A 20,916-nucleotide genomic window follows, 5' to 3' on the forward strand; every position below is an offset into this window, starting at 1 on the left:
TGTCTCTTAGCGCCCGGTCAGGCGCCTGGCGTGGTCCAGGTGCGCCGCGAGCTGCTTCTGAATGCGTTCGGTCGCCTCGTCCAGCGCCTTGCGCGTGCGCCGCCCGCTTCCGTCGCCCGCCTCGAACGGGTCGCCGAAGACGACGTCGACCCGGGAGCGCAACGGGGGCAGCGCCTTGGTCAACCGGCTGGCGCGCTCGGAACTTCCCAGGACCGCGACGGGGACGATCGGCGCCCCGCTGCGGACCGCGAAGTAGGCGAGCCCGGCGCGCAGCGACGCGAAGTCGCCCTCGCCCCGCGTGCCCTCCGGGAAGATCCCGAGGACCCCGCCGGCCGCGAGCAGGTCGAGGGCCTGGGTGATCGCGGTGCGGTCGGCGGACTGACGGTCGACCTTCACCTGCCCGATGGCGAGCAGGAACGGGTCGAGCGGGCCGACGAACGCCTCCTTCTTGATCAGGAAGTGCGTCGGCCGGGGTGCCACGCCCATGACCATCGGGCCGTCGATGTTGTGGGAGTGGTTGACCGCGAGGATCACCGGGCCGGTCGCGGGGACCTTCCAGGCGCCCAGGACGCGCGGCTTCCACAGCCCGTACATCAGGCCGACGCCGATGCGTCTGCCGACCTCGGCGCCCTTGACGGAAGGGACGGAGCGGGTGTTCACCGCGCGGCCCGCTTCTCCTCGACGAGGCTGACGACACACGCGATGACCTGCGGGAGCGTGAGGTCGGAGGTGTCCACCTCGACCGCGTCGTCCGCCTTGGCGAGCGGGGAGGTCTTACGGCTGGAGTCGGCCGCGTCCCGCTTCAGCAGGGCCTCGCGGGTCGCCTGCACGTCGGCGCCCTTGATCTCACCGCTGCGGCGGGCGGCGCGCGCCTCCGGGGAGGCGGTGAGGAAGACCTTCAGGTCGGCGTCGGGCAGCACGGTGGTGCCGATGTCACGGCCCTCGACGACGATCCCGCCGGCCGCCGAGGCGGCCAGGGAGCGCTGGAGCTCGGTGATCCGGGCCCGCACCTCGGGCACCGCGCTGACCGCGCTGACCTTGGAGGTGACCTCCTGGGTGCGGATCGGGCCGGCCACGTCGGTGCCGTCGACCGTGATCGTCGGGGCGGCCGGGTCGGTGCCGGAGACGATGTCGGGCTTGCCGGCCGCGTCGGCGATCGCGGCCGGGTCGTCGATGTCGATCCCGTTGTCCACCATCCACCAGGTGATCGCCCGGTACTGGGCGCCGGTGTCCAGGTAGCTCAGCCCGAGCTGTGCGGCCACGGCCTTGGACGTGCTCGACTTGCCCGTGCCCGAGGGGCCGTCGATGGCGACAATCACTGCCGGGACGCTTTCCACAGTGGGGACCTTCCTGGAACCGGGGTGGCGGACGGGCGCGAGGGCGCCCCGCACAAGGTTACTGGCTCCCCGGCGGCCGTTTCACTGCCGGATGGCCCAGCCCCGCTCGCGCAGCGCCGCCGTCAGGACGGGCGCCGACTTCGGCTCCACCATCAGCTGCACCAGACCGGCCTGCTGACCGGTCGCGTGCTCGATGCGTACGTCCTCGACGTTGATCCCGACCCGGCCCGCGTCGGCGAAGATCCGGGCCAGCTGGCCGGGCTGGTCGTCGATGAGGACGGCCACCGTCTCGTACACCCGCGGCGCGGACCCGTGCTTGCCGGGGACGCGGACCTGGCCCGCGTTGCCGCGGCGCAGCACGTCCTCGATGCCGGTGGCGCCCGCGCGACGCTTGTCCTCGTCGGAGGACTGCAGCGCGCGCAGCGCCCGGACGGTCTCGTCCAGGTCGGCGGAGACGTCCGCGAGGAGGTCGGCGACCGGCCCCGGGTTCGCGGAGAGGATGTCGATCCACATCCGCGGGTCGGACGCGGCGATCCTGGTCACATCGCGGATGCCGCCGCCGCACAGCCGTACGGCCGCCTCCTCGGCGTTCTCCAGCCGCGCGGCGACCATGCTGGACACCAGGTGCGGCATGTGGGAGACGAGGGCCACGGCACGGTCGTGCGCGTCCGCGTCCATCACCACCGGCACCGCACGGCAGTGCGAGACCAGCTCCAGGGCGAGGTTGAGCACCTCGGTGTCGGTGTCCCGGGTCGGGGTGAGCACCCAGGGACGGCCCTCGAAGAGGTCGGCGGTCGCGGCCAGCGGCCCGGACTTCTCCCGGCCCGACATCGGGTGGGTGCCGATGTACGACGTCAGGTCGAGGCCGAGCGCCTCCAGCTCGCGGCGCGGGCCGCCCTTGACGCTGGCGACGTCCAGGTAGCCGCGGGCCACGCCCCGGCGCATGGCGTCGGCGAGCACCGCGGCCACGTGAGCCGGTGGGGCGGCGACGATCGCGAGGTCGACGGGGCCCGCGGGCGGCTCGTCCGTGCCCGCCCCGAGCGCGGCGGCCGTACGGGCCTGCTCCGGGTCGTGGTCGGCGAGGTGGACGACGACGCCCCGCTGGGCGAGGGCGAGGGCAGCGGACGTGCCGATGAGCCCGGTGCCGATGACGAGTGCGGTCCTCACTGGGCGATGTCCTTGCGCAGGGCGGCCGCGGCGCCGAGGTAGACATGCGCGATGTCGGCCCGGGTCCGGTCGGTCTCGACATGGGCGAGCAGGCGGACCACCCGGGGCATGGCGCCCGCGATGTCCAGTTCCTGGGCGCAGATCAGCGGCACGTCCACGATGCCCAGCTTGCGGGCGGCGGCCGCCGGGAAGTCGCTGTGCAGGTCGGGCGTGGCCGTGAACCAGATGCTGATCAGGTCGTCCGTGCCCAGACCGTTCCGTTCCAGGACCGCGGTGAGCAGGGCACCGACCTGCTCACTCATGTGGCCGGCTTCGTCCCGCTCGAGCTGGACGGCCCCCCGGACCGCTCGTACCGCCACGGTGCTGCTCCTCGCTGATGTGCTGATGTGCCGATGTACGTGATGTACGGATCACTGTCCCGTCCGTCCAGCCTAGCCAGACCGCGCGTGACCGGTACGCGGCGCCCGTCCGCTGAGACGGCGGGCGCGCTGGGCTGTCGGTCGTACGTGTTGCACCTTTTATGGCACTCCGTACCGGAATGCTTCGCCTTGGGTGCTTTCGGTGCAAAGATGCTGCTGCTCCGTCCGGAGCGATCACCCGGCCTCCGCCTTCCGGTTCTCCCCACCTTCGGAGTGACGACATGACCCACGGCCCGACGCGGCGCACGGTACTCGCGACGTGCGCCGCCGCCTGTGTCGCGGGGTGCGGCAAGTCCGGCGAGAGCATCGGTTCCGGATCCGCCACCTCGCCCGCGGCCGCGTCCACCGCCTCGGCCGCCACCGCCACCGCCACCTCGGCCGCCGGGTCGACGGCCGACTCGTCCACCGCCTCGTCCGCCTCGTCCGCCTCGTCCGCCGCGTCGGCCGCGTCGGCCGTCGGCAAGGAGCTGGCGAAGACCGCGGACATCCCGGTCGGCGGCGGCACGATCTTCGCGGCCGACCAGGTCGTCGTCACCCAGCCGGAGAAGGGCGAGTTCAAGGCCTTCTCCAACATCTGCACCCACCGGCAGTGCCCGGTCGCCGAAGTCTCCGACGGCACGATCAACTGCACCTGCCACGGCAGCAGGTTCCGCATCACGGACGGTTCGGTGGCGCACCCTCCGGCGACCCAGCCGCTGCCCGCGAAGAAGATCACGGTCGAGGGCGACACGATCCGCCTGGTCTGATCCGGGGGCGCCCCGGCGGGTGCCCGGTCAGGCGTCCCAGAGCGCCCCGAGCTCAAGCAGCTCGTCCCGATACTCGATCCGGTCCGCCCAGGCGGCGGGCCAGGCGTCGGCGCCCAGGTGGGCGCCCGCGAAGGCGCCGGCCAGACAGGCGATCGAGTCGGAATCGCCGGAGCTGCACGCGGCCCGGCGCAGCGCGGTCACCGGCTCGTCGACGAAGAGCAGGAAGCACAGCAGCCCGGTCGCCAGCGCCTCCTCGGCGATCCAGCCCGCCCCGGTGGCCAGGCACGGGTCGGTCTCGCGGGACCCGGCCCGCACCGCGGCCTGGAGCCGGTCCAGGACGGCCAGGCACTCGTCCCAGCCGCGCGCGATGAAGTGCAGCGCGCTGGGGTCCTGCCCCCGGGTCCACAGGTCGCCGAGCCAGCGCTCGTGGTAGCGGGTGCGGTTGTCCAGGGCGTACGAGCGCAGCAGCCCCACGAGTCCGGTCGGCTCCGCGCCTTGAGCCAGCAGGTGTACGGCGTGCGCGGTCAGGTCCGAGGCGGCCAGCGCCGTCGGATGCCCGTGCGTGAGGGCGGACTGCAACTGGGCGGCTCCGGCGCGCTGTTCGTCGTCGAGACCGGGCGCCAGACCGATCGGCGCCACGCGCATGTTGGCGCCGCAGCCCTTGGAGCCGATCTGGCTGGCGTCCTGCCAGGCCCGGTCGTCGACCTGGAGCAGAGCACACGCCGTCAGACAGGTGCGTCCCGGCGCCCGGTTGTTCTCCGGCGAGCGGTACCACTCCACGAACTCCTCGCGCACCGGCCGCGCCAGCCGCTTCGGCCCGAGCAGCCCGCGGTCCATGGCGGTGCGCAGCCCCCGGCCGAGGGCGAGGGTCATCTGGGTGTCGTCGCTGACGATCGCGGGCCGGATCAGCTCCATCTCCCGCCAGGGTCCGCACTTGGCCAGGATCGACGGCACATCGTTGAACTCGGTCGGAAAGCCCAGCGCGTCGCCGAGGGCGAGGCCCAGCAGCGCTCCGGTGGCGGCGCGCTTGCGGACGGTGGTCGTGGTAGTCATGCGGGGCGTCCTTCCCGTGCGGTGCGAAGCAGCGGCGGATGGAGGGTGGCGGCGGTGCCGGGCCGGTACAGCGCGGCCGGCTTGCCGCGGCCGCCGGTCAGCCGGGCGCCGCCGGGCACGGGCTCGACGAAGCCGGGAGTGGCGAGCACCTTGCGCCGGAAGTTGGGACGGTCCAGGACCGCGCCCCAGACGGCCTCGTAGACCTGCTGCAACTCGCCGAGGGTGAACTGGGGCGGGCAGAAGGCGGTGGCGAGGCCGGTGGACTCCAGCAGGGTGCCGACGCGGTCGTGGGCGTCGGCGAGGATCCGGTCGTGGTCGAAGGCGAGCGGCCCGGCACGGTCGTAGGGCAGCCAGCGGGCCTGTGCGGCGTCGCCGCCGCCGCGCGGTTCGGGCGCGTCGGGCAGCAGGGCGGCGAAGGCGACCGACACGACCCGCATCCGGGGGTCGCGGTCGGGTTCGCTGTAGGTGCGCAACTGCTCCAGGTGCAGCCCGGAGACGTCCGACAGGCCGGTCTCCTCGGCGAGTTCGCGCCGGGCCGCGGTCTCCGCGGACTCCTCGGGCAGCACGAAGCCGCCGGGCAGCGCCCAGTGTCCGGCGTACGGCTCCTGTCCGCGCTCGACGAGCAGGACGTGCAGGGTGCCGGAGCGCAGGGTGAGGACGGCGAGGTCGACGGTGACGGCGAAGGGTTCGAAGGCGTACTTGTCGTAGCCCTGCATCCACCCACCTCCTTAATAGTCACCACGACTATAAATAGCCCGGGCGCCCGGACACAAGGCCCGGACACAAGGCCCGGACACGAGAGGGCGGGCGGAAGAGGGCGGGCACACGAAAGCGGCCGGTCCGGAGATCCGGAACCGGCCGCCTCGGTGATCAGGAGATCAAGAGCTCAGGAGCTCGGGCGGGCGACCTACAGGTCGACTTCCTTCATCAGCATGCCGACCTCGGTGTTGGACAGCCTCCGCAGCCAGCCGGACTTCTGGTCGCCCAGGGTGATCGGGCCGAAGGCGACGCGCACCAGCTTGTCGACCGGGAAGCCGGCCTCGGCGAGCATGCGGCGCACGATGTGCTTGCGGCCCTCGTGCAGGGTGACCTCGACGAGGTAGTTCTTGCCGGTCTGCTCGACCACCCGGAAGTGGTCCGCGCGCGCGTAACCGTCCTCCAGCTGGATGCCGTCCTTGAGCTGCTTGCCCAGGTCGCGCGGGATCGGGCCCACGATGTGCGCGAGGTAGACCTTCTTGACGCCGTACTTGGGGTGCGTCAGCCGGTGGGCCAGTTCACCGTGGTTGGTGAGCAGGATGACGCCCTCGGTCTCGGTGTCCAGCCGGCCGACGTGGAAGAGCCGCGTCTCGCGGTTGGTCACGTAGTCGCCGAGGCACTGACGGCCCTCGTTGTCCTCCATGGTCGAGACGACACCGGCGGGCTTGTTCAGCGAGAAGAACTGGTACGACTGGGTCGCCACGGTCAGACCGTCGACCTTGACCTCGTCCTTCTCCGGGTCGACCCGCTTGCCCTGCTCCAGCACGATCTCGCCGTTGACCTCGACGCGCGCCTGCTCGATCAGCTCCTCGCAGGCCCGCCGGGAGCCGTAGCCGGCGCGCGCGAGCACCTTCTGGAGGCGCTCGCCCTCCTGCTCGGCGCCCGGGAAGGTCTTGGGCAGCTTGACGTCCTTCTTGCCCGCGTACCGCTCCCGGTTGCGCTCCTCCGCGCGGGCGTCGTACTCCCGGGAGGTGGCGGGCGCCCAACGCCCCCGTCCGGTGCCCGGAGACTGCTTCGGTCCGCCCTTGGCCCCGCCGCGCGCCGAAGCGCCGCGCCCGGACTTGGGGCCTTCCGGGGAGGCGCCGGGGCCCACGTCGTAGCGGCGCTCCTCGGGGCGGGGCCTCTTCGGCCGGCCGCCCTGCTTGTCGTCGCGGTTGCCACCGGCGCCACGGCTCCCGCCGCGGCCACCGCTGCTCCCGCCGCGGCCGCCGCTGTTGCCACCACGGCTCCCGCCGTTGTTTCCGCTGCTGTTCCTGCCGCTGCTGCTTCGCATCAAAGTTCCGTCTTGTCGTCTGCGTCCTCGGAATCCGGAGCGTCCGGATCGAACGACGGGACCCCTTCCATCGTCTCGGCCTCGATCGCCGCCGCCTCCGGGAGGAAGGGCGCGAGCTCCGGGAGCTCGTCCAGGCCGCGCAGGCCCATCCGCTCCAGGAAGTAGTTCGTCGTCACGTACAGGATCGCACCTGTTTCGGGTTCCGCGCCCGCCTCCTCGACGAGACCGCGCTGGAGCAGGGTCCGCATGACCCCGTCGCAGTTCACTCCGCGGACCGCGGAGACCCTGCTGCGGCTGACCGGCTGGCGGTAGGCGACCACGGCGAGGGTCTCCAGCGCCGCCTGGGTGAGCCGGGCCTGCTGGCCGTCCAGGACGAAGCCCTCCACGGCCGCCGCGTACTCGGGCCGGGTGTAGAAACGCCAGCCGCCCGCGATCAGCCGCAGCTCGAAGCCGCGCCCCTGCACGGTGTACTCGTCGGCCAGCTCCCGCAGCGCGTCCCCGATCCGCCGCTTCGGTCGCTGGAGGATCTTCGCGAGGTGTTCCTCGGTCGCGGGCTCGTCCACGACCATCAGCACGGCCTCCAGGGCCGGCTTGAGGTCGAGGTCGGCCACGGTGCCGGAACGGGCCGGGATGTCGGTGCTCTCCTCGCTCACGCCTTCTTCTCCTCGCTCGGTGCCTCGGGCGGCCGGTCGAACTCGTCGGTGACATGCGGGGCCTCTCCCCCGGCCCCGCCGGTCCAGCGCACCAGCAGATCGCCGAGGGCGTCCTCCTGCTCCAGGGCGACCGCCTTCTCCCGGTACAGCTCCAGCAGCGCCAGGAACCTCGCCACCACGGTGAGGGTGTCGGCGGTGTCCTCGACGAGGGTGCGGAAGCTGGCCTCGCCGAACTCCCGCAGCCGCGCGATCACGATCCCCGCCTGCTCCTGGACGCTGACCAGCGGCGCGTGGATGTGGTCGACGTAGACCTGCGGTTTGGGTCTGGGCTGCATGGCCTTGACGGCGAGCCGGGCGAGCCCTTCCGGGCCGATGCTGATCACGACCTCGGGCAGCAGCTCTGCGTGGTGGGGTTCGAGGCCGACGGTACGGGGCAGGCGGCGGGCCTCCTGCGTCAGCCGGTGCTGGAAGATGTCGGCGATCTGCTTGTAGGCCCGGTACTGGAGCAGCCGGGCGAACAGCAGGTCGCGGGCCTCCAGGAGGGCCAGATCGGCCTCGTCCTCGACCTCGGCGGCGGGCAGCAGCCGGGCCGCCTTCAGGTCGAGCAGGGTGGCGGCCACGACCAGGAACTCGGTCGTCTGGTCCAGGTCCCAGTCCGGGCCCATCGCCCGGATGTGGGCCATGAACTCGTCGGTCACCTTCGACAGGGCGACTTCGGTGACGTCGAGCTTGTGCTTGGAGATCAGCTGGAGGAGCAGGTCGAAGGGCCCCTCGAAGTTCGCCAGCCGAACCTTGAAGACCCCGTCGGGGGACTCCTGGGCCTCGCCGGATCCGGGCCGGGTCTGCGACACGGGCGCGGCCGCGACGACCGCCTCGGGCTCCGGCCCCGGCTTCGACCCCGGCTCCGGTCCCGGCTTCGAACCCGGCTCCGGTCCCGGCTCCGGCTCCGCCGCGGGTCCCGACTCCGGCTCGGATTTCGGCTTCGAGCCCGGCTCGGGTTCGGGCTTCGCCTCCGGCTCGGGTTCCGGAGCCGAGATTTCAGGCGCCGGTACCAGGCTCGACCCGGGCCCGGTCTCAGGCCCGGGCTCGGGCGCCGGTGCCGTTCTCGACCCGGGCCCGGGTTCGGGTTCGGGTTCGCCGCGGACGCTCTCCGGCTCCGGCTCGGGCTCGGGTCCGGCGGGGACGCTCTCGGACCCCGGCTCGGGACCGCTGTCCCGCTCGGGCTCAGGCCCGGCAGGGACACTCTCCGGCCCGGACCCGGCAGGGACACTCCCAAGCCCTGGCTTGGGACCGGTCCCGGCAGGGACGCTCTCCGGCCCCGGCTCGGGCTCCGGCTCCGGCTCGGGCCCGGCGGGGACGCTCTCGGACCCCGGCTCGGGACCGGTGTCGGGCGGCCCCGTCCGGGGGGCCGGGGCCGGCTCGGGCTCATGCCCGGGCGGCTGTTCGCGCTCGGGTGCGACGGCCTCGGGCTCCGGCGGTACGACCGCCGGGCTCGTCGCCGGGGCCGTGCCCGGCCCACGCCCCAGCGCACGCCGACGACGACCGGAGCCGCCGGGAACGGAAGCGTCGTTCGAGGACTTCGAGGACATAGCCCCCGCAGGCTACCGCTAGCGTCCGCGCAGGCGTCGAACGAGAATGCTCGCGTCCCCCCGGGACTCCAGGTCGGCCAGCACCACGGCGACCGCCTCCCGGACGATCCGCCCGCGGTCGACGGCCAGCCCGTGCTCGCCCCGGAGCACGAGACGCGCGTGCTCCAGGTCCATGAGCTCCTCGGCGGACACGTACACCGTGATCTTCTCGTCGTGCCTCTCGCGCCCGCTGGGCCGCCGTGCGGGCGACCGCCCGCGCTTGCGCGACTGCCCCTGCGGGTCGGCAGAACCTTCCTGCGCGGCCCCGCGCCGGGCGGTGCGCTCCGCGGCGGCGGCCCGGATCCGGGACTCCCCCGCGTCGGCCCCCTCCGGATCGGCGGCCACGTGCTCGGCGCCCTCGCCGTCGCCGCCCTGCGCGGGCACCGCGGGCGGCGCGTCCTCCGCGGGGGCGGCGGCGCTCTGGTCGCTCTCCCCCGCCGGGGCCGGCACCCGGGCCTCGCCGTTGGCCGGGCGCCGTGGAGTGGACGGCTGGAGTGCCGTTCCCCCTGTCGTACGGAACAGTTCGTCGGCCCCCGGCAGACTCACTCGGCGTGACACCGGGCGAGCACCTCCCTGGCGAGCTGACGGTAGGCGGCGGCGCCGACGGAGTTGGACGCGTACGTCGTGATCGGCTCACCTGCGACCGTGGTCTCCGGGAAGCGGACCGTACGCCCGATGACCGTGTGGTAGACGTGGTCGTCGAAGGCCTCGACCACCCGCGCGAGCACCTCACGGCTGTGCACGGTGCGCGAGTCGTACATCGTGGCGAGGATCCCGTCGAGCTCCAGCTCCGGGTTCAGCCGCTCCTGGACCTTCTCGATGGTCTCCGTCAGCAGCGCCACACCGCGCAGGGCGAAGAACTCGCACTCGAGCGGCACGATCACCTTGTGCGCGGCCGTCAGGGCGTTCACCGTGAGCAGGCCGAGCGAGGGCTGGCAGTCGATCACGATGTAGTCGTAGTCGGGCAGCAGCGGCTTCAGCGCCCGCTGGAGCGTCGACTCGCGCGCGACCTCGCTCACGAGCTGGACCTCGGCGGCCGACAGGTCGATGTTGCTGGGCAGCAGGTCCATGTTCGGGACCGCCGTCTTCAGGAGCACCTCGTCCGCCGACATGCCCCGCTCCATGAGCAGGTTGTAGACGGTGAGGTCCAGCTCCATCGGATTGACGCCGAGACCCACCGACAGCGCGCCCTGCGGGTCGAAGTCCACGAGCAGCACGCGACGGCCGTACTCCGCGAGGGCGGCACCCAGGTTGATGGTCGACGTCGTCTTGCCGACGCCGCCCTTCTGGTTGCACATCGCGATGATCTTCGCGGGTCCGTGGTCGGTCAACGGGCCCGGGATCGGGAAGTACGGCAGCGGACGTCCGGTCGGGCCGATGCGCTCGCGACGCTGGCGTGCCGCGTCGGGCGCGAGCGTGGCCGCGTACTCCGGGTCGGGCTCGTACTCGGCGTCGGGGTCGTAGAAGTGCCCTTCGGGCAGTTCGTCGTAGTCGGCGAAGTGGTTGTGGGGCGCGCCACTTCCGTCGCCGGCCATGGCGTTCACGTGATGGCCATCCATGCTCTGGGGTGCTGTCCGAGTCGCCTGCGGACTCTGGCGGGCTGCGAAGGTGCGCACGGCGACGGAGCCGACAGCCTCGAACCCCTCGGGGCCCTGGCCTCGGACCGGCGTTCCTGGTTGACCACCCCCGGGAGAAAATGTCGACTCATTCACAAGTCGTCTTACCTCCTTGGTGACCAGGAAACTTCTAGACAGGTCAGCGTGACACCATGCCGACGGTTGGCGACTCTATGGCGTGTCGGGCGTCCGCAGCAACACAATCCGCCGGACCCGGCAGGATGTGTCGGCAATGAAACATCCCTCTGTCAAGGGCGTACGGCCGTCGCACAGCAGGTTTCACCGGTGTACGAATCGGTTCAAGGGTTACGTTCGAGGCGAGTTGGCACGGCGACGCAAAGTGACCATACACACACCATGCCGGACCTTGTCGGGCAAGGTCCGGCATGGTGTGCGCGGTTGACGATCCTTGTTGACGTATCGCCTTTACTGTTTGGAGACTTAGCCGAGAAGCGCGTCGAGGGAGACGTGGTCGAGGCCGTGCGCCTCGGCGACCTCGCGGTAAACGACCTGGCCGTCATGGGTGTTGAGGCCCCGGGCCAGGGCCGCGTCGCGGCGCAGCGCCTCGGCCCAGCCGTTGTCGGCCAGCGACACGATGTAGGGCAGCGTGGCGTTGGTGAGGGCGTTGGTGGAGGTGCTGGGCACCGCGCCGGGCATGTTGGCGACGCAGTAGAAGACCGAGTTGTGGACCCGGAAGGTCGGCTCGGCGTGCGTGGTGGGACGCGAGTCCTCGAAGCAGCCGCCCTGGTCGATCGCGATGTCGACAAGGACACTTCCGGGCTTCATCCGGGAGACGAGCTCGTTGGTGACCAGCTTCGGGGCCTTGGCGCCCGGGATGAGCACCGCGCCGATGACGAGGTCGGCGTCGAGGACGGCCTTCTCCAGCTCGAAGGAGTTGGACATGACGGCCTTGACCTTCGTACCGAAGATCTTGTCCGCCTCGCGCAGCTTGTTGATGTCGCGGTCCAGCAGGGTCACGTCGAAGCCCATGCCGACGGCGATCTGGACGGCGTTCCAGCCGGAGACGCCACCGCCGATGACGACGGCCTTGGCCGGCGTCACGCCCGGGACACCGCCCGGCAGCACGCCACGGCCGCCGGCCGCGCGCATCAGGTGGTAGGCGCCGACCTGCGGGGCCAGCCGGCCCGCGACCTCGGACATCGGGGCGAGCAGCGGCAGCCCGCGACCCGGCAGCTCGACCGTCTCGTACGCGATCGCGGTGGTGCCGGACTCCAGGAGGGCGTCCGTGCACTCCTTGGACGCGGCCAGGTGCAGGTAGGTGAAGAGCGTCTGGTCCTTGCGCAGGCGGTGGTACTCCTCGGCGACCGGCTCCTTGACCTTCAGCAGCAGGTCGGCCGTGGCCCAGACCTCGTCCGCCGAGTCCAGGATCTCGGCACCGGCGGCGGCGTACTCCTCATTGGTGATCGACGAGCCGAGGCCGGCGTCGCGCTCGACGACGACCTGGTGGCCGTGGCGCACCAGTTCCAGCACACCGGCGGGGGTGATGGCCACCCGGAACTCGTTGTTCTTGACCTCGCGGGGGATGCCGACCTTCACGTCGATCACGGTCCTTGGCTCAGAGGGTGTGGGGCAACACAAGACATACCTGTGCACATGGGACGCACGGGGATGCACCGCAGGAGAACGTGCGGCAGAGCCAGTCTAATGAAGGTGTTCTCGGTGTCCAGCCTTTCAATGCTTCAATCTTCAGTCGATGCACTACGGATTTCGCAGGCGTTAGCGCCGTGTTCCGGCTCTGGGTCGCTCTCCGGGAGCTCGTCTCCCAGCATGCGCCCGGCGGCGCCGCGGTGCAGGCGGGCGGCCGCCGGGTCGCCCAGATGCTCCAGCGTGTCCGCCAGCCGCAGCTGGAGCGCGGCCTGGAGCCGTACGTCCTCGGCGCGGCGCGCCCACTCCACCGCCTCCTGGCAGGTGCGCAGCGACTCCGCCGGTCGCCCCGCGTACTCCTGGACCCGCGCCAGCTCGCTCAACGCCCTTGCCTGGGCGCCCACATCACCGTTCTTGCGGTGCCCCGCGACGGCCGCCCGCCAGTGCCGCAGCGCCTCGCCGTAGCGGCTCGCGTAGGTGTGCGCGGTGGCGATACGGCCGTACAGCCGGGCGGCGTCCGCGCGCTCGTCCCGGGCCAGCCGCTGGGCCAGCGCCCGGCCGAACCAGTCGGCGGCCCGGTCGAAGTCCCCGAGCTCCAGGTGCGCGCCGCCTACGGATTCCATCGCGCGGCCGGTCGCGTACGGATCGTTCGCCTCGCGTCCGGCGTCCAGCGCGGCCCGGTAGCGCACCAGCGCCTCCGCCGTACGGCCGGTCCGCGCGTCGACGTCGGCGAGGTTCAGCAGCGCCGCGGCCTTCTCCCGGGGCAGGTTCCGCCGCTCGGCGACGTCCAGCACGAGCCGGTGGATGCCGTACAGGTCGGCGGCCACGGCCTGGGTGCCGAAGTGCGCGATCATGGCCCTGACGAGCTGGGACATCAGCCGACGGGCCAGGGTGTCCAGCTCGCCGTCGGCGACCGCGAGGCGGGCCGCGGCCAGCAGCGCGGGTCTGCGCACGGTCAGCCACTCGGCGGCCGCCCGGGGGTTGGGGAAGCGCAGCGCGCGGGGCATCGCCTGGAGCTTCTCGCGTCCCTCGGGGTCGTCCGTCTCGGTGATCGCCCGGCAGGACTGCAACAGCCGTACGGTCCGCTCCAGCATCCGGGCGCGGGCCAGCTGGAGCTCCGCGGGACGGTCCTCCGCCTCGCCGGCGGCCTTCAGCAGCGGGTGCAGGGCGCCCGGGACCTCGTACTGCGGCAGCGGCGACTCCACGGCCCGCAGCAGGCCCAGCGCGACGAGGTCGTCGAGGACGGTGCGGGCGCCGTCCACCGAGCAGCCGGCCAGGGCGGAGGCGGTGTGCGGGTCGACGAGACCGGCCGGGGCCAGGGAGAGCAGCCGCAGTATCCGGGCGGCAGTCGGGGGCAGGGAGGCGTGCACGAGCCGGAACAGCCGGCTCAGGGGCGTGCCGTCCGTCCCGTCCGTGTGCAGTTGCTTGGCCAGATCGGCGACGGCGGTCTTGGGCCGGGCCGCGAGCCAGCCCCCGGCCAGCCGCAGCGCGGCGGGCTGGGCCCGGCACTCCTCGACCAGGCCCTCGGCGGCGCGCGGGTCGACCGTGATGCGGACGGAGCCGGTGTGGCGGGTCAGCAGTTCCAGGGCGGACTTCGTGTCGAGACCGCCGATGGTGCACGGGCGGACGTCCGAGATCCCGGTCAGCGGGCCTCCGGCGACGGCGACGACAAGGCACTCGGGGGTGTCCGGCAGGAGGGCGTCGACCTGCTCGGCGCCGGCCGCGTCGTCCAGCAGGAGCACCGCCCTGCGGTCGGCGAGGGCGGCCCGCAGGGCCTCGCTCAGCTCGTCCTCGTCGGCGCCGGGCGGGCTCGGCCGGTCCAGTGCGGCGAGCAGTTCGCGGGCGGTGCGCTCGACCGGTACGGGCGTGCCGTCGGGCTCGCTGAGCCGGGCGCGCAGCACCCCGTCGTCGTAACGGTCCGCGACCTCCCGCACCAGTTCCTCGGCGAGTGCCGTGCGGCCCGATCCGGGCTGGCCCGCGATCAGGAGCACCCGCGCGCGCGGTGCCTTGCGGCCGGCCAGGGTGTTCAGGCCCGCGCGCTCGATGTCGGCGCGCAGCTCTTTCAACTCCCTTGTACGGCCCAGGAAATGGCGTTCCACCGGCGTGCGTCCCGACAGCTGAACGCCGTCCGTGTCCACCGCCTGATCCGTCACGGGCCACACTCCCGTCCCACCGCACGCGCAAGCCCGCCGGGTCTCCGGTCCGGGCGTCTCCAGAGCCTAGTTCACGCTCTGCGACCTCCCGGGCGGAGCACGGCGGGCACATCCCCCGATCGGATCAGGCGATCGTCACATCGGCAGTCGAGCAGGTGAGCTGCCGACGGCGGGAGACCGGCAGCCGGACGCACCCCGGCACGCCGGAAGCGGCGGCCGGGGTCGTGGGGGCGCGGTCGTGGGGCGCGGTGGGGGCGCGGTCTCAGGCGTCGAAGGGGCGGGCCGGCCAGGGCGCCTCGGCCTGCCGCAGGGCGTCGAGGCCGGCCCCGGCGCGCGCGGCGGCCAGCGACAGGACGCCGACGACGAGGCAGTTGTTGTGCAGTTCGCCCGCGAGCACTCCCCGTACGAGTTCGTCGACCGGCACGCGCGCGTGCTCCATGTCGGCCTCCTCGTCCTCCACCGCGAAGCGCTGCCCCTCGGCCTCGGACAGGTCGCGGGCGAGGAAGATCCGCACGGCCTCGTCGCAGCCGCCGGGCGTGGTGTAGACGTCGGTGAGGACCCGCCAGTCCTCGGCCTTGACGTGCGCCTCCTCGTACAGCTCGCGCTGGGCGGCGTGCAGCGGGTTCTCGCCGGGCACGTCGAGCAGCCCGGCCGGGATCTCCCACAGCTTGTGGCGCACGGGGTGGCGGTACTGCTTGATGAGCAGGACCCGGTCCTCCTCGTCGAGGGCGAGGACGGCGACCGAGCCGGGGTGGACCTGGTAGTCGCGGCGGACCACCGAGCCGCCGGGCATGACCACGTCGTCGGTGCGGACGGAGGTCTTGTTCCCCACGAAGGGGGTCTGCGTCGCCCGGATCTCCCACTGCTCGGCAGTGTCCTTGATCGTCATGCCCTGTCCTTCCACACGTGCGGGACGGGCCGGCGCACCACGCGGGAGACCGGCCGTCGGAAAAAGCCGGGGTGCCCACCCGTCGAGGGTCTGCACCCCGGCAACCGTACAACCGGTGTGTTACTCGGAATCCTGCCCTGCCGCGACCTTGCGCTGCACGGCCGCCTTCACCAGGCCCGCGAACAGCGGGTGCGGGCGGGTCGGCCGCGAGCGCAGCTCCGGGTGCGCCTGGGTGGCGACCAGGTAGGGGTGGACGTCACGCGGGTACTCGACGTACTCGACGAGCTTGCCGTCGGGCGAGGTGCCCGAGAAGAGGATGCCGGCCTTCTTCTCCAGCTCCGCGCGGTAGGCGTTGTTCACCTCGTAGCGGTGGCGGTGGCGCTCCTCGACGTACTCCTTGCCGTCGTACACCTCGCGCACGATCGAGCCCTCGGCCAGCTTGGCCGGGTACATGCCCAGTCGCATGGTGCCGCCCATGTCGCCCTCGCCGGCGACGATGTCGAGCTGCTCGGCCATGGTCGAGATGACCGGGTGGCCGGTGCCCGAGTCGAACTCGGTGGAGTTGGCGTCGGGGATGTCGGCGAGGTTGCGGGCCGCCTCGATCACGATGCACTGCAGGCCCAGGCACAGGCCCAGCAGCGGGATGCGGTTCTCGCGGGCGTAGCGGATCGCGCCGACCTTGCCGAGCACACCGCGGTCGCCGAAGCCGCCGGGGATGCAGATGCCGTCGACGTCGCCGAGCTGCGCGGCGGCGCCGGCCGGGGTCTTGCAGTCGTCGGACGTGACCCACTTGATCTTCACCCGGGCCCGGTTGGCGAAACCGCCGGCGCGCAGCGCCTCGGTGACCGAGAGGTAGGCGTCGGGCAGGTCGATGTACTTGCCGACCAGCGCCAGGGTGATCTCGTGCTCGGGGTTGTGGACGCGGTCGAGCAGGTCGTCCCACGTCGTCCAGTCCACGTCACGGAACGGCAGGTCCAGCTTGCGGACGACATAGGCGTCCAGGCCCTCGCCGTGCACGGTCTTCGGGATGTCGTAGATGGAGCGCGCGTCGGGGCAGGCCACGACCGCGTCCTCGTCGACGTCGCACATCAGCGAGATCTTGCGCTTGATCGCGGTGGGGACCTCGCGGTCGCAGCGCAGGACGATGGCGTCCGGCTGGATACCGATGTTGCGCAGCGCCGCGACCGAGTGCTGGGTCGGCTTGGTCTTCAGCTCGCCCGAGGGGCCGATGTAGGGCAGGAGCGAGATGTGGACGACGAAGACGTTGTCCCGGCCGACCTCGTGGCGGACCTGGCGGACCGTCTCCAGGAACGGCAGCGACTCGATGTCGCCGACCGTGCCGCCGACCTCGGTGATGACGACGTCGACCGCGTCGGTGGCCATCCGGCGGATGCGGTGCTTGATCTCGTTGGTGATGTGCGGGATGACCTGCACCGTGTCGCCCAGGTACTCGCCGCGCCGCTCCTTGGCGATGACGGTCGAGTACACCTGGCCTGTAGTGACGTTGGCGGAGCCGTCCAAGTCACGGTCGAGGAAACGCTCGTAGTGTCCGATGTCCAGGTCGGTCTCGGCACCGTCGTTGGTGACGAACACCTCGCCGTGCTGGAAGGGGTTCATCGTGCCGGGGTCGACGTTCAGGTACGGGTCGAGCTTCTGCATCACCACGCGCAGGCCCCGGGCCTTCAGCAGCATCCCGAGGCTGGACGCCGTCAGGCCCTTGCCGAGCGAGGAGGCGACACCCCCGGTGACGAAGATGTGCTTGGTCGTCGTGGATTTGGGCGTCATGGCCAAGAGGGGGCTCCCGTGGTCGCGTTCTGGGGGTGCGGTGCGGCTGCTGTCCGGACCGGGGATTTCCGGTTTCCGGGGAGGCGCCGTCGCTGCGGTTCGGGGGTTTCCTGCCCACCGGTCCACGGGCTACCAGGGTATCAGCGCCTGGGGGAGATGGCTTCCGGCAACGCTTCGCGCACGCACCGACACGGAGCCGGACACGGGCCCGTCACCTGCTCCTCACCCGTTCGGCTCAGGCGCGTTGTCCGGAGCAGCACGCAGATCATCTACGTGCGTCGTATCCTGCTCGGACACTCGCTGCCGAGCCCGGCCCGACACCAGGGCACCACCCCTCGCCCCCTCGACATCGGAACAACGAGAGCTCGTCAGCTCGTTGAACAACAATCGTTGTTGAACAACAATCGGCGCTTTGCCTCACGGCTGAGCGACTGCTTTGCTTCACCGCTCAACAACACACGAGAAACAACCCTTTGACCGCACTGGCGACCGCCCCATTCGCGTGGGGTGACGTGGCCGTTCGACTGGAGTTACACGTGGCCGGGCGCATCGAGGACTACGCACTCATCGGAGACATGCAGACAGCGGCGCTGGTCTGCCGGGACGGCACCGTCGACTGGCTGTGCCTGCCCCGCTTCGACTCGCATGCCATCTTCGCCGGTCTGCTCGGCACCGAGGAACACGGGTTCTGGCGGTTGGGCCCGGCCGGCAGCACCGACACCCCGCCGCCCCCGGCGGACCGGCGGACCTACCGCGGCGACTCGCTGATCCTGGAGTCCGAGTGGGACACCCCGCGCGGCACCATCCGGGTGATCGACTTCATGCCCCCGCGCGAGAACGCCGCCCCGCAGCTCATCCGGATCGTGGAAGGCGTCTCGGGCCGCGTCCCGGTGCAGTCGACCCTCCGGATGCGTTTCTCCTACGGCCGTGTGGTGCCGTGGGTGCACCGGCGCGACGGACGCACCGTGGCCGTCGCGGGCCCCGACTCGGTGTGGTTCGACACCGACGCGGAGACCTACGGCGAGTCGCTGACGACGTACACGGACTTCACGGTCTCCCCCGGCGACCGGATCACCTTCACCCTGTCGTGGCAGCCCTCGCACCACGCCGCGCCCGGGCTGCCGGAGCCGGAGCAGGCGCTGGAGGCGACCGAGGAGTTCTGGCGCGAATGGGTGGACCACTGTACGTACCACGGCCCCTACCGTGAGGCCGTGGTCCGCTCGCTGATCACGCTCAAGGCCCTCACCTACGCGCCCACCGGCGGCATCGTCGCGGCCCCCACCACCTCCCTGCCGGAGGAGATCGGCGGGGTGCGCAACTGGGACTACCGCTACACCTGGCTGCGCGACGCGGCCATCACCCTCTCCTCGCTGCTGCGCACCGGCTACCGCGAGGAGGCCCGCGCCTGGCGCGAGTGGCTGCTGCGGGCCGTCGCCGGCGACCCGGAGAACCTCCAGATCATGTACGGCATCGCGGGCGAGCGCGAGCTCGGCGAGGCCGAGCTGGACTGGCTGCCGGGGTACGAGAACTCCAGCCCGGTCCGGGTCGGCAACGGCGCCGCGAACCAGCTCCAGCTCGACGTGTACGGAGAGGTCACCGAGGCCCTGCACCTGGCCCATATGACAGGCCTGGCCCGCAACGACTACGCCTCCCTGCTCCAGCTCAAGCTGATCCGCTACCTGGAGGACCACTGGGACGAGCCGGACGAGGGCATCTGGGAGGTGCGCGGCCCGCGCCGCCACTTCGTGCACTCCAAGGTGATGGCCTGGGTCGCCGTCGACCGCACGATCAAGCTGATCGAGTCCGGGGACGCGAACGGCCCGCTGGAGAAGTGGCGCCAGCTGCGCGAGGACATCCACCGGGACGTCTGCGAGCGGGGCTACGACAAGGAGCGCAACACCTTCACCCAGTCGTACGGCTCGAAGGAGCTGGACGCCGCGCTGCTGCTGATCCCGCAGATGGGCTTCCTGCCGCCGGACGACAAGCGCGTGATCGGCACGATCGAGGCGATCCAGCGCGAGCTGTCCACCTCGGACGGCTTCATCCTGCGCTACCCGACCGACGGCAACCAGGAGGGCGTCGACGGGCTCCCGGGCGACGAGGGCGCCTTCCTCGCCTGCTCGTTCTGGATGGCGGACGACCTCGCGATGATCGGCCGCGTCGACGAGGCCCGCAAGCTGTTCGAACGGCTGCTCGCCCTGCGCAACGACCTGGGCCTGCTCGCGGAGGAGTGGGACCCGCGCCTCCAGCGTCAGGTCGGCAACTTCCCGCAGGCCTTCAGCCACGTCCCGCTGATCGACACGGCACTGCGCCTGACGGCGTCCGGGGCGTACGCGGGCTGAACCGGACCGCGCGGCCGCCTCCCTCCTACGCTGGATGGGGACAGACACCCCTATCGGGAAGGGGGGCGGCCATGGCTCCCCCATCGAAGGCGGCCACTGCCCTCGCAGCGCTGCGCGCGGACCTCTCGGGCGAGGTGTTCGCCCCGGGGGACGAGGGCTACGACACGGCCCGGACCGTTTTCAACGCCATGATCGACCGGCGCCCGGCCGTCATCGCGCAGTGCGCCGACGAGGCCGATGTCGTCCGGGCGGTGCGCTTCGCGAGGGATCTGGACCTGCATGTCGCGGTGCGCGGCGGCGGACACAGCGTGGCGGGCATGGCGCTCGGCGACAACGCGCTCGTCGTCGATCTGCGCCGGATGCACGAGGTGACCGTCGATCCGGCGGCCGAGGCCGTACGGCTCGGCGGCGGCGCCACCATGAGCCATCTGGACCGCGCCACCCGGCCCCACGCTCTGGCCACGACCGGCGGCCGGGTCTCGACCACCGGGGTCAGCGGCTTCGTGCTGGGCGGCGGCACCGGCTGGCTGGACCGCTGGTGCGGCCTGGCCGTCGACAATCTGCTGGGTGTCGAGCTGGTCACCGCCGACGGCTCCCGGATCCACGCGAGCGACGACGAGAACCCCGAGCTGTTCTGGGCCCTGCACGGCGGCGGCGGCAACTTCGGCGTCGCCACCGCGCTCACCCTGAAAGTCCATGAACTGCCCCGGTTCTCGGCCGCAGTGCTGCTGTACCTCCCCGAGTTCGGCCCGGAGGTGGTGCGCACCTACCGCGACGTCATCGAGTCCGCTCCGCACGAGGCGGGCGGTGTTGCGATGTACCTGACCGGCCCGCCGGAGGAGTTCGTGCCGCCGCCCCTGGTCGGCCGGCTCGTGTGCGTCGCGCTGCTGACGTACGCGGGCGCCGAGGAGGCCATGCGCAAGCTCGCCCAGCCGCTGCTGGCGCTGCCGCACGAGGGGGAGGTGGTGGCCGAGCTGCCGTACGCCGACTTCCAGACCATGTTCGACGATCCGCCGGGGATGCGGAACTACTGGTCGGCGGAGTACCCGGCGAGCCTGCCCGACGAGCTGGTGGACGTCTTCTGCGCCCTCGCGGACACCGTGCCCGTGCCGACCGGCACCCGCCACGTGCTGTTCCCGCAGGGCGGCGCGATCGCCGAGGGGCCCGCGCAGTACCCGGTGCCCTACCGGGACGCGCCGTGGGCGGTGCACCCGTTCGGGGTCTGGGAGGACCCCGCCGACGACGAGCGGGCCGTGGCGTGGGTGCGCGGGGTGCGGGACGCCGTCCGGCCGTGGAGCACCGGCGCGGTCTACCTCAACTTCATCGGCGACGAGGGCACGGAGCGGGTGGAGGCCGGCCTCGGCGCCGAGAACGGCCGGCGGCTCGGCGAACTGAAGCGGCGGTACGACCCGGACAACGTCTTCCGGTTCAACCACAACATCCGGCCGCTCTGAGCTCCGCGGGTCCCGGCCCGCGCCGGGCCGGGGCGGCCGG

The 20,916-nt window shown here is 72.1% G+C and carries 19 protein-coding genes; 4 read left to right on the top strand and 15 right to left on the bottom strand.

Annotation, left to right across the window (positions count from 1 at the left end; translation table 11 throughout):
* Positions 1-6: 6 nt before the first annotated feature.
* The 4 genes from ACWC24_RS21015 to aroH form a co-directional block, all read right to left on the bottom strand.
* Positions 7-594, bottom strand: a complete 588-nt coding sequence (locus ACWC24_RS21015) for a lysophospholipid acyltransferase family protein (RefSeq protein ID WP_450664377.1) — start codon at positions 592-594, stop codon at positions 7-9.
* Between the two features lie 62 nt (positions 595-656).
* Positions 657-1,319 (bottom strand): (d)CMP kinase, encoded by a 663-nt coding sequence (gene cmk, locus ACWC24_RS21020; RefSeq protein WP_450664348.1) that lies wholly within the window; start codon positions 1,317-1,319, stop codon positions 657-659.
* 99 nt (positions 1,320-1,418) lie between these two features.
* Complete coding sequence (locus ACWC24_RS21025; RefSeq protein ID WP_450664349.1) at positions 1,419-2,504, bottom strand: prephenate dehydrogenase; 1,086 nt, start codon at positions 2,502-2,504, stop codon at positions 1,419-1,421.
* Positions 2,501-2,863: a chorismate mutase gene (gene aroH, locus ACWC24_RS21030; protein ID WP_450664350.1), complete on the bottom strand. Its 363-nt coding sequence runs from the start codon at positions 2,861-2,863 to the stop codon at positions 2,501-2,503. The genes ACWC24_RS21025 and aroH overlap by 4 nt, the downstream gene beginning before the upstream one ends.
* Before the next feature lie 42 nt (positions 2,864-2,905).
* On the opposite strand from aroH, the gene ACWC24_RS21035 reads away from it, so the two are divergent.
* Entirely contained in the window at positions 2,906-3,148 is a 243-nt protein-coding gene (locus ACWC24_RS21035) for a DUF6529 family protein (protein WP_450664378.1), read from the top strand.
* The gene (locus ACWC24_RS21040) at positions 3,145-3,669 is read left to right on the top strand and encodes a Rieske (2Fe-2S) protein (protein ID WP_450664351.1); all 525 of its coding nucleotides are present in this window, start codon (positions 3,145-3,147) and stop codon (positions 3,667-3,669) included. The genes ACWC24_RS21035 and ACWC24_RS21040 overlap by 4 nt, the downstream gene beginning before the upstream one ends.
* 27 nt (positions 3,670-3,696) lie before the next feature.
* On the opposite strand, the gene ACWC24_RS21045 is transcribed toward ACWC24_RS21040, so the two are convergent.
* The 11 genes from ACWC24_RS21045 to ACWC24_RS21095 all read right to left on the bottom strand — a co-directional run bounded on the left by ACWC24_RS21045 (position 3,697) and on the right by ACWC24_RS21095 (position 17,080).
* Positions 3,697-4,722, bottom strand: a complete 1,026-nt coding sequence (locus tag ACWC24_RS21045) for an ADP-ribosylglycohydrolase family protein (RefSeq protein WP_450664352.1) — start codon at positions 4,720-4,722, stop codon at positions 3,697-3,699.
* Positions 4,719-5,438, bottom strand: coding sequence for an NUDIX hydrolase (locus tag ACWC24_RS21050; RefSeq protein ID WP_450664353.1), 720 nt, complete (start codon positions 5,436-5,438; stop codon positions 4,719-4,721). Before ACWC24_RS21050 ends, ACWC24_RS21045 begins: the two co-directional genes overlap by 4 nt.
* Before the next feature lie 191 nt (positions 5,439-5,629).
* Complete coding sequence (locus tag ACWC24_RS21055; RefSeq protein WP_450664354.1) at positions 5,630-6,751, bottom strand: pseudouridine synthase; 1,122 nt, start codon at positions 6,749-6,751, stop codon at positions 5,630-5,632.
* Positions 6,751-7,404 carry an SMC-Scp complex subunit ScpB gene (scpB, locus tag ACWC24_RS21060; RefSeq protein ID WP_450664355.1) on the bottom strand — a complete coding sequence of 218 codons (654 nt, stop codon included), beginning with the start codon at positions 7,402-7,404 and terminating at the stop codon, positions 6,751-6,753. Before scpB ends, ACWC24_RS21055 begins: the two co-directional genes overlap by 1 nt.
* The gene (locus ACWC24_RS21065) at positions 7,401-8,441 is read right to left on the bottom strand and encodes a segregation/condensation protein A (protein ID WP_450664379.1); all 1,041 of its coding nucleotides are present in this window, start codon (positions 8,439-8,441) and stop codon (positions 7,401-7,403) included. The genes scpB and ACWC24_RS21065 overlap by 4 nt, the downstream gene beginning before the upstream one ends.
* A 570-nt stretch (positions 8,442-9,011) precedes the next feature.
* Positions 9,012-9,590: a hypothetical protein gene (locus ACWC24_RS21070; RefSeq protein WP_450664356.1), complete on the bottom strand. Its 579-nt coding sequence runs from the start codon at positions 9,588-9,590 to the stop codon at positions 9,012-9,014.
* The gene (locus ACWC24_RS21075) at positions 9,575-10,744 is read right to left on the bottom strand and encodes a ParA family protein (RefSeq protein WP_450664357.1); all 1,170 of its coding nucleotides are present in this window, start codon (positions 10,742-10,744) and stop codon (positions 9,575-9,577) included. The genes ACWC24_RS21070 and ACWC24_RS21075 overlap by 16 nt, the downstream gene beginning before the upstream one ends.
* 345 nt (positions 10,745-11,089) lie before the next feature.
* Positions 11,090-12,205: an alanine dehydrogenase gene (ald, locus tag ACWC24_RS21080; RefSeq protein WP_450664380.1), complete on the bottom strand. Its 1,116-nt coding sequence runs from the start codon at positions 12,203-12,205 to the stop codon at positions 11,090-11,092.
* Between the two features lie 143 nt (positions 12,206-12,348).
* On the bottom strand, positions 12,349-14,406 hold the full coding sequence (locus ACWC24_RS21085; protein ID WP_450664358.1) for a tetratricopeptide repeat protein: 2,058 nt from the start codon (positions 14,404-14,406) through the stop codon (positions 12,349-12,351).
* 262 nt (positions 14,407-14,668) lie between these two features.
* Positions 14,669-15,295 carry an NUDIX domain-containing protein gene (locus tag ACWC24_RS21090; RefSeq protein WP_450664359.1) on the bottom strand — a complete coding sequence of 209 codons (627 nt, stop codon included), beginning with the start codon at positions 15,293-15,295 and terminating at the stop codon, positions 14,669-14,671.
* A 120-nt stretch (positions 15,296-15,415) separates the two neighbouring features.
* Positions 15,416-17,080, bottom strand: a complete 1,665-nt coding sequence (locus ACWC24_RS21095; RefSeq protein ID WP_450664360.1) for a CTP synthase — start codon at positions 17,078-17,080, stop codon at positions 15,416-15,418.
* 536 nt (positions 17,081-17,616) lie between these two features.
* Here ACWC24_RS21095 and ACWC24_RS21100 point away from each other — a divergent pair.
* Together ACWC24_RS21100 and ACWC24_RS21105 are read left to right on the top strand one after the other, a co-directional pair.
* On the top strand, positions 17,617-19,422 hold the full coding sequence (locus ACWC24_RS21100; RefSeq protein WP_450664361.1) for a glycoside hydrolase family 15 protein: 1,806 nt from the start codon (positions 17,617-17,619) through the stop codon (positions 19,420-19,422).
* Positions 19,423-19,493: 71 nt separating this feature from the next.
* Positions 19,494-20,876, top strand: coding sequence for an FAD-binding protein (locus ACWC24_RS21105; protein WP_450664362.1), 1,383 nt, complete (start codon positions 19,494-19,496; stop codon positions 20,874-20,876).
* The last annotated feature ends 40 nt before the right edge of the window (positions 20,877-20,916 follow it).

This window comes from Streptomyces sp. NPDC001443 (genome assembly GCF_053597355.1).

What these genes read in the sequence shown, in the direction of transcription:
- ACWC24_RS21105 (WP_450664362.1), top strand. Translation starts at nt 19,494, where the DNA reads ATGGCTCCCCCATCGAAGGCGGCCACTGCCCTCGCAGCGCTGCGCGCG.
- ACWC24_RS21015 (WP_450664377.1), bottom strand. Translation starts at nt 594, where the DNA reads ATGTACGGGCTGTGGAAGCCGCGCGTCCTGGGCGCCTGGAAGGTCCCC.
- ACWC24_RS21090 (WP_450664359.1), bottom strand. Translation starts at nt 15,295, where the DNA reads ATGACGATCAAGGACACTGCCGAGCAGTGGGAGATCCGGGCGACGCAG.
- ACWC24_RS21045 (WP_450664352.1), bottom strand. Translation starts at nt 4,722, where the DNA reads ATGACTACCACGACCACCGTCCGCAAGCGCGCCGCCACCGGAGCGCTG.
- ACWC24_RS21035 (WP_450664378.1), top strand. Translation starts at nt 2,906, where the DNA reads ATGTACGGATCACTGTCCCGTCCGTCCAGCCTAGCCAGACCGCGCGTG.
- ACWC24_RS21095 (WP_450664360.1), bottom strand. Translation starts at nt 17,080, where the DNA reads ATGACGCCCAAATCCACGACGACCAAGCACATCTTCGTCACCGGGGGT.
- ACWC24_RS21050 (WP_450664353.1), bottom strand. Translation starts at nt 5,438, where the DNA reads ATGCAGGGCTACGACAAGTACGCCTTCGAACCCTTCGCCGTCACCGTC.
- ACWC24_RS21055 (WP_450664354.1), bottom strand. Translation starts at nt 6,751, where the DNA reads ATGCGAAGCAGCAGCGGCAGGAACAGCAGCGGAAACAACGGCGGGAGC.
- ACWC24_RS21040 (WP_450664351.1), top strand. Translation starts at nt 3,145, where the DNA reads ATGACCCACGGCCCGACGCGGCGCACGGTACTCGCGACGTGCGCCGCC.